General features: G+C 60.5%; 9 protein-coding genes. 2 read left to right on the top strand and 7 right to left on the bottom strand.

From position 1 onward, the window contains the following. The first annotated feature begins 67 nt into the window (after positions 1–67). On the top strand, positions 68–913 hold the full coding sequence (gene nhoA, locus ACOI7Z_RS04735; protein WP_048297608.1) for an N-hydroxyarylamine O-acetyltransferase: 846 nt from the start codon (positions 68–70) through the stop codon (positions 911–913). Between the two features lie 672 nt (positions 914–1585). On the opposite strand, the gene narI is transcribed toward nhoA, so the two are convergent. The 6 genes from narI to ACOI7Z_RS04705 form a co-directional block, all read right to left on the bottom strand. Then, the gene (narI, locus tag ACOI7Z_RS04730; protein WP_023289864.1) at positions 1586–2266 is read right to left on the bottom strand and encodes a respiratory nitrate reductase subunit gamma; all 681 of its coding nucleotides are present in this window, start codon (positions 2264–2266) and stop codon (positions 1586–1588) included. Then, on the bottom strand, positions 2263–2958 hold the full coding sequence (gene narW / locus ACOI7Z_RS04725; protein ID WP_065881624.1) for a nitrate reductase molybdenum cofactor assembly chaperone: 696 nt from the start codon (positions 2956–2958) through the stop codon (positions 2263–2265). The genes narI and narW overlap by 4 nt, the downstream gene beginning before the upstream one ends. Continuing rightward, positions 2958–4502: a nitrate reductase subunit beta gene (gene narH, locus ACOI7Z_RS04720; protein ID WP_004202708.1), complete on the bottom strand. Its 1545-nt coding sequence runs from the start codon at positions 4500–4502 to the stop codon at positions 2958–2960. Before narH ends, narW begins: the two co-directional genes overlap by 1 nt. After that, positions 4499–8239: a nitrate reductase subunit alpha gene (locus ACOI7Z_RS04715; protein ID WP_087848766.1), complete on the bottom strand. Its 3741-nt coding sequence runs from the start codon at positions 8237–8239 to the stop codon at positions 4499–4501. The genes narH and ACOI7Z_RS04715 overlap by 4 nt, the downstream gene beginning before the upstream one ends. A 113-nt stretch (positions 8240–8352) precedes the next feature. Continuing rightward, on the bottom strand, positions 8353–9735 hold the full coding sequence (locus tag ACOI7Z_RS04710; RefSeq protein WP_087848767.1) for a NarK family nitrate/nitrite MFS transporter: 1383 nt from the start codon (positions 9733–9735) through the stop codon (positions 8353–8355). 175 nt (positions 9736–9910) lie between these two features. Continuing rightward, positions 9911–10486 carry a TetR family transcriptional regulator gene (locus ACOI7Z_RS04705; protein ID WP_032429166.1) on the bottom strand — a complete coding sequence of 192 codons (576 nt, stop codon included), beginning with the start codon at positions 10484–10486 and terminating at the stop codon, positions 9911–9913. A 119-nt stretch (positions 10487–10605) separates the two neighbouring features. On the opposite strand from ACOI7Z_RS04705, the gene kmrA reads away from it, so the two are divergent. Then, the gene (gene kmrA, locus ACOI7Z_RS04700; protein ID WP_087776990.1) at positions 10606–12105 is read left to right on the top strand and encodes an efflux MFS transporter KmrA; all 1500 of its coding nucleotides are present in this window, start codon (positions 10606–10608) and stop codon (positions 12103–12105) included. On the opposite strand, the gene ACOI7Z_RS04695 is transcribed toward kmrA, so the two are convergent. After that, positions 12100–12936, bottom strand: a complete 837-nt coding sequence (locus ACOI7Z_RS04695; protein WP_072198970.1) for an IclR family transcriptional regulator domain-containing protein — start codon at positions 12934–12936, stop codon at positions 12100–12102. The two genes, kmrA and ACOI7Z_RS04695, sit on opposite strands and share 6 nt — an antisense overlap. Between the last annotated feature and the right edge of the window lie 58 nt (positions 12937–12994).

Genomic DNA, 12994 nt, shown 5'->3' with positions numbered 1-12994 from the left:
CACAAAAAAGAGGGTCGGTGCGGAAAAATAGGCTATAAATGTCGGACACCTACAGCTGGAGACCCTGATGAGTCCCTTTTTACGCGCCTATTTTTCCCGTCTGGGCTGGACGGGCGAACCTGAAGTTTCCATTGATACCTTGCGCCAACTGCATCTGCAGCATAACAGCGCCATCCCCTTTGAAAACCTCGACGTCCTGCTGCCGCGCGAGATCCATCTTGACGACCTGGCGCTGGAAGAGAAGCTGATCGCCGGCCGCCGCGGAGGGTATTGTTTTGAACAAAATGGCCTGCTGGAGCGCGCGCTGCGCGAAATAGGCTTTAACGTTCGCAGCCTGCTTGGCCGGGTGGTGCTGGCCAATCCGCCGCAGATGCCGCCGCGCACTCACCGTTTATTGCTGGTGGAAGTGGCGGGCGAGCGCTGGGTAGCCGACGTTGGCTTCGGCGGCCAGACGCTGACCGCGCCGATCAAGCTGCTGGCCGATATCCCGCAGCAGACGCCGCACGGCAGCTATCGTCTGGTGCATGAAGGGGATGAGTGGACGCTGCAGTTCAACCATCACGAACACTGGCAGTCGATGTACCATTTCGATTTAGGCCGCCAGTATGCGTCTGATTATGTGATGGGTAACTTCTGGTCGGCGCACTGGCCGCAGTCCCACTTCCGTCACCACCTGCTGATGTGCCGTCATCTGCCTGACGGCGGCAAAATGACCCTCACCAATTTCCACTTTACCCATTGGGAGAATAACCACGTGGTGGAGAAGGTCGATTTTGCCGATGTCTCCGCGCTGTACGAAGGGCTGCAGACCCGCTTCGGCCTCGGCGTGGACGATCCTAAACATGGCTTCAGCGAAGCGGCGCTGGCGGCGGTGATGGCGGCGTTCGATACCCATCCGGAAGCCGGGAAGTAAATTTTCTCATGCCCGGCGGCGCTGCGCTTGCGCGGGCCTACGGGGTATGAGCCTGTGAGAGGGTCCTGTAGGCCGGGTAAGGCGACAGCCGCCACCCGGCGAAATTACAGGTACCGTGCCTGATATCTTGCCCGGCGTCGCTGCGCCTGCGCGGGCCTACGGGTTATGAGCCCTGTGAGAGGGCCCTGTAGGCCGGGTAAGGCGACAGCCGCCACCCGGCGAAATTACAGGTACCGTGCCTGATATCTTGCCCGGCGGCGCTGCGCTTCGCGGGCCTACGGGTTATGAGCTCTGTGAGAGGGCCCTGTAGGCCGGGTAAGGCGACAGCCGCCACCCGGCGAAATTACAGGTACCGTGCCTGATATCTTGCCCGGCGGCGCTGCGCTTGCGCGGGCCTACGGGTTATGAGCTCTGTGAGAGGGCCCTGTAGGCCGGGTAAGGCGACAGCCGCCACCCGGCGAAATTACAGGTACCGTGCCTGATATCTTGCCCGGCGGCGCTGCGCCTGCGCGGGCCTACGGGGTATGAGCCTGTGAGAGGGCCCTGTAGGCCGGGTAAGGCGACAGCCGCCACCCGGCATAACGGCTGGAGCCCGGGCCGATAACTACCCGGACTCGCGCGAAGGCCGCGTCCGGGCTACCGGTTAGGATGAATAATAACAGCCGCCAGCGCTCAGCGTCGGGAGCGCACCACCTGGTAGCGGCGGGTGAAATACTCCACCGGCGCGCTCCAGACGTGAACCAGACGGGTGAACGGGAAGATCAGGAAGATGGTCATCCCCAGCACCAGGTGGACGCGGTAAATCCAGGCCACGCCGTCCAGATGCGCCGAGGCGCCGCCGTGGAAGGTGACCACCGCCTGCGCCCAGTCCACCAGCTTGAGCATTTCGCTGCCGTCCGGATGCTGGGCGGAGAAGGGGATCGTCGTCAGCCCCAGCGCGCACTGAATCAGCAAAATGCACAGGATCAGAATATCTGCCGTGGTGGAGGTGGCGCGAATGCGCGGGTTGGTCAGGCGGCGAGCCAGCAAGCCGATGCCGCCCACCAGGGTGAGCACCCCGCACACGCCGCCGAGGATCATCGCCATCAGCTGCTTCTGCGACATCGGCAGGAACCACGAGTAGACCCAGTGCGGGGTCAGCATGCCAAAGAGATGGCCGAAAAAAATGCCGAGAATGCCGATATGAAACAAGTTCGACCATAGCACCATCCCGCGTTTATCCAGCATCTGGCTGGATGACGCGCGCCAGGTATACTGCCCATAGTCGTAGCGTAGCCAGCTGCCGAGCAGAAACACGGCGCCGCAAAGGTAAGGGTAGATATCGTAAAAGAAGACGTTCAGATACTGGATCATTTCGGGCCTCCGGCGCGGATGTCGACGTACAGCGGCGCCACATCCTGGCTAAAGCGTCGTTGATAAGCTTGCATAGGCGAGCTGTCGCAAGCGGTCGCATTATCTTCAATAAACTTCACCTGCTCTTCTTCCCACACTTCGTCCAGCGCCTGACAGGTATCGTCGCGCTTTTCTCCCGCCACCTGTTTGGTGACACTGTCACTGGTGAGCGGGCTTTTTGCCAGCGCCAGCAGGGCGTCAAACAGTTGATAATACGAGCATTCTCGTTGCTTCAGGCGGCCGCCGATCAGCGCCAGAATCGGCGCGATATTCTGCAGCCCTTCGCGGGCGTCGGCGAGGGGTAAAATACTGAGATACTCCAGATACAGCGGCAGATAGTCGGGCAGTTCACGGCAATCGATCAGCAGACCTGCCTGCTGATACTGATTCATCAGGTCCACCATCGCCTGGCCACGGTCGCGGGACTCAGCATGCACATGTTCAAACAGCAGCAGCGAGGTGGCACGCCCTCGCTCGAACACCTCGCACCAGTCGGCCTGGCGATCCAACAGCGGCGCCGCCAGCAGCTCCCCGACAAAGGGCGTCAGGGATGGGATATCGGCGCTGACCAGCGCCAGGGCTTCGTCGCGGTTCTCCCACAGCACCTCGTCGGGATACTCCAGCAGCAGACCGAGCACTTTCAGGATCCGCATCACTCGCCCTCCCCATGCTTACGCACGCCGCTGACGTCGATGGCGTCAATCCGCCGGCTGTTAAACAGGTTGAATTTCGTATCTGACCCGTGGCAGCCGTCGCCGAAGGTAAAGCCGCAGCCGTTGCGTTCCGGGAAGGCATCCTCCGCCAGTTCGCGATGGCTGGTGGGGATCACGAAGCGGTCTTCGTAGTTGGCGATCGCCAGATAGCGATACATCTCTTCGACCTGCTCAACGCTGAGTCCCACCTCTTCAATTGCCCGGGTATCGGTCACGCCCTCGACGGTTTGCGAGCGCTTGTAGTGGCGCATCGCCATCATCCGTTTCAGCGCGCGCAATACCGGCCCGGTATCCCCGGCGCTCAGCAGGTTCGCCAGGTACTGGACCGGAATGCGCAGGCTCTCAACCGCCGGCAGGATGGCGCCGTTGTTCGGCAGACCGCCGGCGTCAGCAACCGACTGGATCGGCGACAGGGGCGGCACATACCAGACCATCGGCAGAGTGCGATACTCCGGATGCAGCGGCAGGGCCAGCTTCCAGTCCATCGCCAGCTTATAGACCGGCGATTTCTGCGCCGCCTCAATGACATTGTGGGGGATGCCTTGTTTTAACGCTTCCTCGATGACCGCCGGATCGTTTGGATTAAGGAATACCTCGCACTGGCGCTCATAGAGGTCGGTTTCATGCTCGGTGCTGGCAGCCTCTTCGATACGGTCGGCGTCATACAGCAAGACGCCGAGATAGCGGATGCGCCCGACGCAGGTTTCGGAGCACACCGTTGGCTGCCCGGACTCAATGCGCGGATAGCAGAAGATGCATTTTTCCGACTTACCGCTCTTCCAGTTAAAGTAGATTTTTTTATATGGACAGCCGCTGATGCACATCCGCCAGCCGCGGCATTTGTCCTGGTCTATCAGCACGATGCCATCTTCCTCACGCTTGTAGATGGCGCCGCTCGGGCAGGTGGCCACGCAGCTCGGGTTGAGGCAGTGCTCGCACAGGCGCGGGAGGTACATCATAAAGGTGTTTTCGAACTGGCCGTACATCTCTTTCTGCATGGCTTCGAAGTTACGGTCGCGGGCGCGTTTCTCGAACTCACCGCCGAGCAGTTCCTCCCAGTTCGGGCCCCAGTCAATTTTATCCATCCGCTCGCCGCTGATCAGCGAGCGTGGGCGGGCGGTAGGCAGATATTTTCCCTCCGGCGCGTTGTGCAGATGCTGGTAATCGTAGGTGAAGGGTTCGTAGTAATCGTCAATCGCCGGCAGCACCGGGTTGGCGAATATCTTCGACAGCACGCTAACCCGATTGCCGAGGCGGGGCGTCAGTTTACCGCTGATGCCGCGGATCCAGCCGCCTTGCCACTGCTCCTGGTCTTCCCAGTTTTTTGGGTAGCCAATGCCCGGTTTGGTTTCCACATTATTGAACCACGCGTACTCCATGCCCTCCCGGCTGCTCCAGACGTTTTTACAGGTGACCGAGCAGGTGTGACAGCCGATGCATTTGTCCAGATTCAGCACCATTCCAACCTGAGAACGGATTTTCATTTTTTCGCCTCCTGTACCTGATCGCGACCTTCGTCATCCAGCCAGGCAATATTTTTCATTTTGCGGATCATGATGAACTCGTCGCGGTTGGAGCCGACGGTGCCGTAGTAGTTAAAGCCATAGGCCAGCTGGGCGTAGCCGCCGATCATGTGCGTCGGCTTCGGGCAGACGCGGGTGACGGAGTTATGAATGCCGCCGCGGCGGCCGGTCACTTCCGAACCCGGGATATTCATAATCCGCTCCTGAGCGTGATACATCATGGTCATCCCCGGCGGCACGCGCTGGCTCACCACCGCCCGGGCGGTGAGGGCGCCGTTGGCGTTGAACGCTTCAATCCAGTCGTTATCTTCAATGCCCAGCTCTCTGGCGTCAGTTTCACTGAGCCAGACGATCGGCCCGCCGCGCGACAGCGTCAGCATCAGCAGGTTTTCGCTGTATGTGGAGTGGATCCCCCATTTCTGGTGCGGGGTCAGGAAGTTCAGCGCTTTCTCCGGAAAACCGTTCGGCGGCACGGCCTTCATCTGGCTGACGCTGCGGGTATCAATGGGCGGGCGATAAGCCACCAGGCTTTCGCCAAAAGCCCGCATCCACGGATGGTCCTGATACAGCTGTTGCCGCCCGGAGAGGGTGCGCCACGGGATCAGTTCGTGCACGTTGGTATAACCGGCGTTGTAGGAGACGTGCTCGCTTTCCAGTCCGGACCACGTTGGGCTGGAGATGATCTTGCGCGGCTGCGCCTGAATATCGCGGAAGCGGATCTTCTCATCCTCTTTATTCAGCGCCAGATGAGTGTGGTCGCGACCGGTAAATTCTCCCAGCGCCTGCCAGGCTTTCACCGCCACCTGGCCGTTGGTTTCCGGCGCGAGGCTGAGAATAACTTCGGAGGCGTCAATGGCGCTGTCGATCCGCGGCCGGCCTTTGGCCGGACCGTCCTGCTTGAGGTAGTTAAGCTTGCCGAGGAAATCGACTTCGCTTTGCGTACTCCACGAGATGCCTTTCCCGCCGTTGCCAAGCTTATCGAGCAGCGGCCCGAGAGAGGTGAAGCGTTCCCAGGTGGCGGGATAGTCGCGCTCCACCAGGGCAATCGACGGAGCGGTTTTCCCGGGGATCAGATCGCATTCGCCCTTGCGCCAGTCAAGCACCTCGAACGGCTGCGCCAGCTCAGCCGGAGAGTCATGCTGCAGCGGGACCAGCACCACGTCGGTCTCTTTCCCGAGATGGCCGACGCAGACCTGCGAGAAGGATTTGGCGATATCTTTGTAAATCTCCCAGTCGCTCTTTGCCTCCCACGCCGGGTCGACGGCGGCGGAAAGCGGGTGGATGAACGGATGCATATCCGAGGTGTTCATATCGTCTTTTTCGTACCAGGTGGCGGTCGGTAGAACAATATCGGAAAAGAGACAGGTACTGGACATGCGGAAATCCAGCGTCACCAGCAGGTCGAGTTTGCCCTCGATAGCCGCCGTCTGCCACTCGACTTCCTCAGGTTTCACCTCATCGCTGGCGCCCAGTTCATCCCCCTGAATACCGCTGTCGGTCCCGAGCAGGTATTTCAACATGTACTCATGCCCCTTACCGGACGATCCCAGCAGGTTAGAGCGCCAGATAAACAGGTTCCGCGGATGGTTTTTGCCGCTGTCCGGCTGCTCGGCGGCAAAGCGGATCTCGCCGGATTTTAGCGACCGCACCGTGAACTCCGAGGGCGATAGCCCGGCGGCCTCGGCCTGCTGCTTGATGGTCAGCGGGTTGACGTTGAGCTGTGGCGCAGAAGGCAACCAGCCCATCCGTTCCGCGCGGACGTTGAAGTCGATAAGGCTGCCGCTAAATTTGCTGGCGTCGGCCAGCGGCGACAACAGCTCCTGCGCGGTCAGTTTTTCATAGCGCCACTGGCTGGCGTGATTGTAGAAATAGGAGGTGCTGTTCATTTGCCGCGGCGGGCGGTTCCAGTCCAGCGCGAACGCCAGCGGCAGCCAGCCGGTCTGTGGGCGCAGCTTCTCCTGGCCGACATAGTGCGACCAGCCGCCGCCGCTCTGGCCGACGCAGCCGCAGAACACCAACAGGTTAATCATCCCCCGGTAGTTCATATCCATGTGGTACCAGTGGTTTACCCCGGCGCCGAGGATAATCATCGAACGGCCATGGGTTTTATGCGCCGTATCGGCGAACTCGCGGGCGATTTGTTCGATATGCTGGCGCGGCACGCCGGTGATCTGCTCCGCCCACGCCGGGGTATAGGCTTTAACCTCGGCGAAATCTTTCGCCGCATTGACATCATCAAGCCCTCGGTCCAGGCCGTAGTTAGCCAGAATCAGGTCATATACGCTGACCACCAGGCCGCTTTCGCCACTGGCCAGCGTCAGCTGTTTCACCGGGAGCGGATGAAGGGTTACCGGTGCCTGCGGCACGCTGCGGAAATGCGGGTTTTCATTGCCGCCGAAGTAGGGGAAGGCGACTGACGCCACGCTGTCGCGAATATCCAGCAGAGACAGCGTGAGCTCCACCGTTTTGCCGTCAGCCAGCGGTTCGAGATTCCATTTCCCTTTTTCGCCCCAGCGAAAGCCGATGGAACCGTTTGGCGCAACCAGTTCGCCGTCGGCGGTGCAGGCGACGGTTTTCCATTCCGGGTTATTCGTTTCGCCCAGTCCATCCAGCAGGTCGGAGGCGCGCAGCATGCGGCCTGGCACATAGCTGCCATCGTCGCGCGGCTCAAGCATCACCAGCATCGGCATGTCGGTATAGGTGCGGCAGTAGTTAAGAAAGTAATCGCTCGGGTTATCAAGGTGGAAGGCTTTGAGGATGACGTGGCCCATGGCCATCGCCAGCGCGCTGTCGGTACCTTGCTTCGGCGCCAGCCAGTGGTCGCACAGTTTGGCCACTTCCGAATAGTCCGGGGTGATGGCGATGGTTTTGGTGCCTTTGTAGCGTACTTCGGTGAAGAAGTGGGCATCCGGGGTCCGGGTCTGCGGCACGTTGGAGCCCCAGGCGATAATGTAGCTGGCGTTGTACCAGTCGGCGGATTCCGGCACGTCGGTCTGCTCGCCCCAGGTCATTGGCGAGGCCGGGGGCAGATCGCAGTACCAGTCGTAGAAGCTGAGGCAGGTGCCGCCGATAAGGGATAAATAGCGGGTACCCGCCGCGTAGGAGACCATCGACATCGCCGGGATCGGCGAGAACCCGGCGACACGGTCCGGGCCGTAGTGTTTGATGGTCCAGACGTTGGCGGCGGCGATGAGCTGATTCAGCTCTTTCCAGCTGGAGCGGACAAAGCCGCCTTTGCCGCGCGCCACTTTATAGCTGGTGGTTTTGGCCGGATCCTGCATGATGCTATCCCAGGCCTGCACCGGGTCGGGAAACTGCGCCAGTGCTTCGCGCCACAACGCAATCAGCCGTTTACGCGCCAGCGGGTACTTCAGACGGTTGGCGCTATAGAGATACCAGGAGTAGCTGGCGCCTCGCGGGCAGCCGCGTGGTTCATGGTTCGGCAGATCCGGGCGGGTACGCGGATAATCGGTCTGCTGGGTTTCCCAGGTCACCAGACCGTTTTTGACATAAATTTTCCAGCTGCAGGAGCCGGTGCAATTCACGCCGTGGGTGGAGCGGACAATTTTGTCGAACTGCCAGCGTTGACGGTAGCTGTCTTCCCAGTCACGGTTGTTGTTGTAGACCTGACCGTGGCCGTTGGCAAAGGTTTCGCCTTTCTGCTTAAAGTAGCGAAAGCGATCCAGTAGTTTACTCATGACATTTCTCCTGCTCCGATAAAGTCCGGCATCGTGCCACCCGGCCGGATGAGCGAACGAACGCGTACGCCGGATAAGGCGGAAGCCGCCATCCGGCAGATAAATCGTTATGGTTAAGCGAGTTTACGTCGGCCGTAGACCAGCCAGGTCACCAATACGCAAACCACATAAAAAACGAAAAAGACCTTCATCGCCCCGACCGGCGAACCGGTCATCGCCAGCGAGGTGCCGAAGGCTTTCGGGATAAAGAAGCCGCCGATGGCGCCAATTGCCGAGATAAAGCCCAGCGCGGCAGCGGTATCGGTTACGGCTTCATGCTGCGCTTCTTCTTCGCTGCCGCCGCGCTGCCTCACGCTCTCGATGGTGAGCTGACGGAAGATGACGGCGATCATCTGGAAGGTGGAGCCGCTGCCGAGCCCGGCGGTTAAGAACAGCCCCATAAACACCACGTAGAAGGCGAGGAAGCTGCCGGATCCGCTGCCCGGCAGGGTGAGGAACAGCAGACCGGTAAAGAGCGCCATCAGCACGAAATTGACCAGCGTCACCCGCACACCGCCCAGACGGTCGGAGATGATCCCGCCGAACGAGCGCGCCAGCGCGCCAATAAACGGCCCAAAGAAAGCCAGCTTGAGAATGTCGACCGCAGGAAACTGGGTTTTCGCCAGCATGGCGAAGCCGGCGGAGAAGCCGATAAATGAGCCGAAAGTCGCCAGATAGAGCAGGCTCAACAGCCACATATGCGGGCGCTTGAGTACGGGAAGCTGATCGCGAATCGAGGCCTTCGAACTGGCGATATCATTCATACCGAACCAGGCGGCAGCGGTGGCAAGCAGCAGGAGGGGGACCCAGACGAGCGCCGCATTACTCAGGGCCATGGTCGAGCCATCGGGCTGGGTGACGCCATGGACGCCGAGGAAGGTGAAGATCGGCAGGAAGATCACCGCCGGGGCGACCATCTGCATCACGCTGACCCCGAGATTGCCCAGGCCGCCGTTGACCCCCAGCGCGCTGCCCTGTTTGGCTTTGGGAAAAAAGAAACTGATATTTCCCATACTGGAAGCAAAATTAGCCCCGGCAAAACCGCACAGCAGCGCAATAACAATAAATACCCAGAATGGAGTAGCACTATTCTGGATCGCCACGCCTAACCAAATACAAGGCACAATTAGGATCACTGTACTTAATACGGTCCAGTAGCGCCCGCCGAAGAGGGGTACCATAAAGGAGTAGGGGACCCGTAATATCGCGCCGGAAAGTGAAGGAAGTGCGGTTAATAAAAAAAGCTGGTCGGTAGTGAAATGAAAACCGACCTTATTAAGGTTGACCGCCACGGCGCTGAATAACATCCATACGCAGAAGGCAAGTAGTAAGCAGGTGACTGATATCCAGAGGTTTCTTCTCGCAATGGCCTGACCCTTGTTTTCCCAGAAGGCCTTATTTTCTGGCCGCCAGTTTTTCAAAAGGTAATGATTATCTTTCTCATTTTGTACCGACATATTGCCCTCTAATTGCCCGGAATGGAGTAAATAAATAAGGTCAACAGCTGAATACAAGGTGACGGTGAATAACCCTTAATTGGCGTTATCTAAAAAGCGTAGATAAAAAAAACGTGCTGTCGGAGAGCACGTGGAGAGCGTAGCGGGATTAATTGTTACTAAATGTAAAATTTAACTAAAATAACTCCAGCGTAATCATCTTATTGACGTAACGGCTAAACGCCGTCTCGTCCAGGGTTTGGGTGCCGAGGGCGTAAATCCCGTCGAGGCCGCACACCAGGGCGATAAAACGCCAGGCGATATCCACCGGCGGCTCGCTCGAGTGAAACTCACCGCAGGCGAGGCCCTGTTCCACGATCGCCACGGTCTCGGCATGCCACATGGTCATGGTCAGCAGGTAGGCCGCTTTGATGTCCGGGTCGCTGTCGGCCAGTACCTGGCCCTCCCGCCACAGGCGGATATAGGGTTCCAGCCGGCCATCCTCGCTGCCGATCATCGAGAATAACCGTTCGCGCCAGCTGGCATCCTCCGCCACCAGCGGCATGTCGAGCATCTCGCGGATAAGACGGATGAACACCTGGGACTTCAGCTCGCCAATGGAGGCGAAGTGGTGGTGCAGTTGTCCGGCGGCCACCTGCGCCTCGCGGGCGATCTGCCGGACGGTCATGGCGCTGAAGCCGCCGCGCAGCGCCAGACGCATGGCGGCCTGCATAATTCCTTCCCGTCGCTCATCCCGCTGTAAATAGTGCATAGAACCCCGCTGATATCTGGCTTTGGCCGAGTGTAACAAAAAGTTGGACATGTGTTCAACAATCCGGCAGGATCGCCATCCTGGACATGTGTCCAAGTTCTAACATTGAGGTACACGCTATGTCACGGCAATGGATGACGCTGATGGCGATTTTGCTGGTTTATATTCCGGTGGCGATTGACGCCACGGTGTTGCATGTGGCCGCGCCGACCCTCAGCGTCGCGCTGGGCAGCAGCGGCAATGAGCTGTTGTGGATCATTGATATCTATTCATTGGTGATGGCCGGGATGGTGCTGCCGATGGGCGCCCTTGGCGATAAAATCGGCTTTAAACGTCTGCTGCTGCTCGGCAGCGCTATTTTTGGCATCGCCTCGCTGTGCGCCGCGCTGTCGCCGACCGCCCTGACGCTGATTGCCTCCCGCGCCCTGCTGGCGGTGGGGGCGGCGATGATCGTTCCGGCGACGCTTGCCGGGATCCGCAGTACCTTCGCCGAGGCCAGCCAGCGCAATATGGCGCTGGGGCTGTGGGCGGCGGTGGGCTCCGGCGGCGCGGCCTTTGGCCCGCTGGTGGGCGGCATGCTGCTGGAGCATTTCTACTGGGGATCGGTGTTCCTGATCAACGTGCCGATTGTGCTGGTGGTTATCGCCATTAACGCGAAAGTGGTGCCGCGCCAGCCCGCGCGCCGCGACCAGCCGCTGAACCTGCTGCAGGCGCTCATTTTGATTGCGGCGATCCTGATGCTGGTGTATAGCGCCAAATCGGCCCTGAAGGGCCAGCTGGCGCTGTGGCTCACCGCGCTGGTGGCGATCGGCGGGGCGGCGATGCTGACCTGGTTTATCCGCAAACAGCTGTCGGCGGCCCGGCCGATGGTGGATATGCGTCTGTTCACCCATCGTATTATTTTAAGTGGGGTGATGATGGCGATGACGGCCCTGATTACCCTGGTGGGTTTTGAGCTGCTGATGGCGCAGGAGCTGCAGTTTGTGTATCAGAAAACGCCGTTCGAGGCGGGGATGTTTATGCTGCCGGTGATGGTGGCCAGCGGCTTTAGCGGGCCGATTGCCGGGATGCTGGTGTCGAAGCTCGGACTGCGCGAGGTGGCTACCGGCGGGATGTTGCTGAGCGCCTTCAGCTTTCTGGGCCTGGCGCTGACCGATTTCAGCACTCAACACTGGCTGGCCTGGGGGCTGATGACGCTGCTGGGCTTTAGCGTCGCCAGCGCGTTGCTGGCCTCCAGCTCCGCCATTATGGCGGCGGCGCCGAAGGAGAAAGCGGCGGCGGCCGGGGCGATCGAAACCATGGCTTATGAGCTGGGCGCCGGCCTCGGCATTGCGCTGTTCGGCCTGATCCTCACCCGCAGCTACAGCGCCACCATTGTGCTACCGTCCGGGCTGAATGAGACGATGGCGCAGCAGGCGTCGTCATCGATCGGCGAGGCGGTCAGCCTGAGCCAGCTGCTGCCTGCGGGGGTGGCGGAGGCGCTAATGGCGGCGGCGAAGGCGGCCTTTACCCAGGCGCACAGCCAGGTGCTGGCGACAGCGGGGGTCATGCTTCTGCTGCTGGCCGCCGGGATCTGGCGCAGCCTCGCCACGGTGACGAAGCCGCAGTCGGCGCTATAGCTGTAGCGACAGGTCCATCGCCGCGCGGCGTAGCGGGGCGAGGGCCTTCTCTTTTAACGCCGCGGCGCTGACCGTCGCGGCCGGCACTCCGACATTCAGCGCGGCCACCACCTGGCCATGACGCGACAGCACCGGCACCGCCAGCGAGCACAGGCCCACCTCTATCTGGCGGTCGGCGAGGGCATAGCCCTGCATGCGCACCCGATCAATCTCCGCGCGTAGCCCGGCCATATCGCACAGGGTGTGTGGGGTGTAGCGAATGAGCACAGCGCGTGACAGTGTCACCTCCAGCTGCTCCTCCGGCAGCGCGCTGAGCAATACGCGACCCATCGACGTCGCCCACGCCGGCAGACGGCTGCCGCGTCCGAGATCGACGCTCAGTAAATTATTCACCGCGGCGCGGGCGATATAGAGCACGTTATCCCCATCGAGCGTTGCCGCCGAACAGGATTCGCCGAGGGCTTTGCCGAGGCTATCCAGCGCCGTCTGCGCCACTTTCGCCAGCGGGGTGCCGGCGAGATAGGCATGGCCCACCGCCAGCACCCGGGGCAACAGCTCATAATGGCGGCCATCCGGGCTATGGACCATGCCCAGCGCGGCGAGGGTATACAGGCAGCGGCGTACCGCCGCGCGGGAAATTTGCGTTTTCTGGCTTAACTGGGAAATGGTCAGCCGCTGACGCTGCGGGGTAAAGGCGTTAAGCACCTCCAGCCCGCGAGCCAGAGACAGCATAAAGTTGGGATCGTGCTCGGCCTGCCTGGCGCTTAGGGTGGTGGGGGTATGGTCACGCATGGATTCCCTCTCCGTTGCATTGCAAAGCTCACGGGGCATCACTATACCGTGCGCAAACCGCACCGTCCTGAATTGTGCCGGTTTTACCACCGCGATC

Source organism: Klebsiella sp. C283 (assembly GCF_048822555.1).
Taxonomy (GTDB): Bacteria; Pseudomonadota; Gammaproteobacteria; order Enterobacterales; family Enterobacteriaceae; genus Klebsiella; species Klebsiella quasipneumoniae.
The sequence above is the reverse complement of the archived record's forward strand: the minus strand, read 5'-3'. Positions and strand labels throughout refer to the sequence as shown.

Bases quoted from the DNA above. Each gene is read 5' to 3' on its own strand.
- nhoA (WP_048297608.1), top strand. From the start codon at position 68: ATGAGTCCCTTTTTACGCGCCTATTTTTCCCGTCTGGGCTGGACGGGC.
- narI (WP_023289864.1), bottom strand. From the start codon at position 2,266: ATGATCCAGTATCTGAACGTCTTCTTTTACGATATCTACCCTTACCTT.
- narW (WP_065881624.1), bottom strand. From the start codon at position 2,958: ATGCGGATCCTGAAAGTGCTCGGTCTGCTGCTGGAGTATCCCGACGAG.
- narH (WP_004202708.1), bottom strand. From the start codon at position 4,502: ATGAAAATCCGTTCTCAGGTTGGAATGGTGCTGAATCTGGACAAATGC.
- ACOI7Z_RS04715 (WP_087848766.1), bottom strand. From the start codon at position 8,239: ATGAGTAAACTACTGGATCGCTTTCGCTACTTTAAGCAGAAAGGCGAA.
- ACOI7Z_RS04710 (WP_087848767.1), bottom strand. From the start codon at position 9,735: ATGTCGGTACAAAATGAGAAAGATAATCATTACCTTTTGAAAAACTGG.
- ACOI7Z_RS04705 (WP_032429166.1), bottom strand. From the start codon at position 10,486: ATGCACTATTTACAGCGGGATGAGCGACGGGAAGGAATTATGCAGGCC.
- kmrA (WP_087776990.1), top strand. From the start codon at position 10,606: ATGTCACGGCAATGGATGACGCTGATGGCGATTTTGCTGGTTTATATT.
- ACOI7Z_RS04695 (WP_072198970.1), bottom strand. From the start codon at position 12,936: ATGCCCCGTGAGCTTTGCAATGCAACGGAGAGGGAATCCATGCGTGAC.